This window comes from Bacteroidales bacterium, assembly GCA_013314715.1.
Classification (GTDB): domain Bacteria; phylum Bacteroidota; class Bacteroidia; order Bacteroidales; family GWA2-32-17; genus Ch61.
This window is the reverse complement of record JABUFC010000099.1, coordinates 1-2,424: the sequence shown is the minus strand read 5'-3', so window position 1 is coordinate 2,424 and position 2,424 is coordinate 1. Positions and strand designations below refer to the sequence as shown.

The 2,424-nt window shown below is 31.7% G+C and carries 3 protein-coding genes; all 3 read left to right on the top strand.

Annotation, left to right across the window (positions count from 1 at the left end; all coding sequences use genetic code 11):
• The first annotated feature begins 171 nt into the window (after positions 1–171).
• Complete coding sequence (locus HPY79_12510; protein ID NSW46623.1) at positions 172–615, top strand: T9SS type A sorting domain-containing protein; 444 nt, start codon at positions 172–174, stop codon at positions 613–615.
• An 11-nt stretch (positions 616–626) separates the two neighbouring features.
• Positions 627–1,925, top strand: a complete 1,299-nt coding sequence (locus HPY79_12505; protein ID NSW46622.1) for a family 16 glycosylhydrolase — start codon at positions 627–629, stop codon at positions 1,923–1,925.
• Positions 1,926–1,937: 12 nt separating this feature from the next.
• Positions 1,938–2,424, top strand: a 487-nt coding sequence (locus tag HPY79_12500) for a hypothetical protein (protein ID NSW46621.1), incomplete at its 3' end; no start/stop codon positions are given.

Sequence of the window (2,424 nt, the reverse complement as noted above, 5' to 3'; positions counted from 1 at the left end):
AGCTTTTTGGGAGCGAATTCAGTGATGTTATAATTCGTACAAACATATTGCAAATATAAATCAAGACCTTAGCAAAATTAGAATAAAACAACAGTAATCGTAAAAAAATCAATCTTATTTTCAATTTCTTTTCAATTACATGAGAATAATAGCCATGACTAAAAAAGAGTTTTGCAAAGGTCTCATATAAGTATTATTCCATACTTAGTTAAAGCTTTTCAGGAACAACTGCAAATCAATAAAGAGCAGGAAGAAAAAATAAATACACTAAAAGTCGAATTAGCAAATTGCTGCGAAATGGGAAAAACTAAAGACATGATAATAAACAAAGGTAGTAGTAGCGAAAGCAGTAAAAATGCCTACTTAATGCAAAATACACCCAACCCCTTCAGCACCAAAACCACTATACGCTATTACATACCCGAAAACACCACCTCGGCATCGCTCATGATATTCGACATGCAGGGTAAACTCTTAAAAACATACCCCATAAGCAACAAAAAAGAAGGCTCAACCGAAATAAACGGCGGCGAAATGCAACCTGGTATGTATTTATATAGTCTTATAATTGATGGCAAGGAAATGGATACCAAACGCATGATATTAACCGAATAAAAACTACAACTATGAAAAAATTGGTTTTTATCATATACTTTTTTATCTTTGTTTGTATGTTTATTAGTACAAACATAAAAGCACAATTACCACCGGACGATCCTGCTTATGAGTTAGTGTTTTCTGATGATTTTAATGGCAATCGACTGGATTCAACACTTTGGCTTAAAACTTTTCCATGGCACCAAGACACAAATTACCATACATTTTGTCATGATACTACGGTATTTCATCCTATGGCAGCTATAAAAGTTAGAGATGCAAACGGAAATTTAGACACAACTAATTGTAAAGTAAGTAATGGAACGTTAAAACTAATAACTAAGAAAGAAAGCTATGATGGGCAATGTTGGCGCTGGCTTAAGTGTAATCCCCCGTCTTTTTCTAATTGTAATGCATTAAACTACTGTGATAATTATGGAGGACCAAATACTTGTTGGCACTGGGACACTTTACCTTTTAATTTTACAACTGCCATGCTATATTCAAAATTTAATTTTCGGTACGGTTATTTTGAGATTCGTTTCAAATTACCTCCTTTACCTCCTTCCCCAAAGTCTATGAGGGGGCATAGTGGTACTTTTTGGCTTTATAGTGGGGGTAATCCTTATTGGAGTGAAATTGATGTTTTTGAAATCAATGCTAACAATAATTATTGTTTTGCAGCAGGTAATATGTATTGGGAAGTTGACACCGACTTAACTACACGACATCAAGACATATGGGGACCTCAAAATACACATTGTTTTTTTACTCCCGATAGTTTTCATACGGCTGCTATTAATTGGACGTCCCAATCTATAGAATACTATTATGATGGAATATTAAGGTGGGTTTCTTATAATCATCCTGATTTAATTCATAATATGGCTATAATAATTAACAACGGTGGAAATTATACTCCAACTGATAATTATTGTACTGCTTTTGATACCCTTGGTGCAGACAGTACTCATTTTCCGTATATTTTTGAAATAGATTATGTAAAAGTATGGCAATTAAAAAAAGATTGTAATACAGATATAAATTTAACTTCATTTAATCCGACAATTTATCCTAATAAATTACATAAATCTATTACAATGGGAACAAATGTAAATATTACCAATCAAAGCAATCAAACTTTTTGGAGTCAAAATTATATTTTATTAAATGAAGGAACTTATGTTGACAATCAAAGCAATGTTTTATTTAATGTTACTAATTGTAACAATATTTATTGTCAAAGAAAAATTAATGAATCTGCCAAAGGTGATGAGAATCCTACACCTCCACCATCATCTTTTCTTAATAAACTTAACAATAACTAAAAAATATATACTATGAGAAAAAATCTTTTAATGTTCATTTTCCTTTTTTCTTTAAAAGGATTTAGCCAAACTCCTCCTCCCGATTCTTTGATAGGAACCTATGCAGGTCAGTATTGGTATGCTAATCCTGCCTCAGATCCCTGGATAATCACAAATGATACACTTTACGTCAACAGTATTGATACCATATATTGTTCTATTTATGGTTATAATAATAATATTAACGTTTATGGTCTTTTTCAAACTGAATATTATTATTGCAATCATCAGTATCCTAATTGCGCCTTAAAATTCTATAGTGGTGATAGCATTAGAATAGTCATGGATAATGGGATTGGTCCTGCAACTAATTGGATATTTGTTTCAAAACGTTTTTATGGTAAACGTATAAGTCATCATACATATACAGGCGTAAATCCAAATAATTTAAATAAGTGCATTATAACCCCTAACCCCGCCACCCATTTTCTTACATTAAAAATAGAAAACTTTGAACTTT

What these genes read in the sequence shown, in the direction of transcription:
- HPY79_12505 (NSW46622.1), top strand. Translation starts at nt 627, where the DNA reads ATGAAAAAATTGGTTTTTATCATATACTTTTTTATCTTTGTTTGTATG.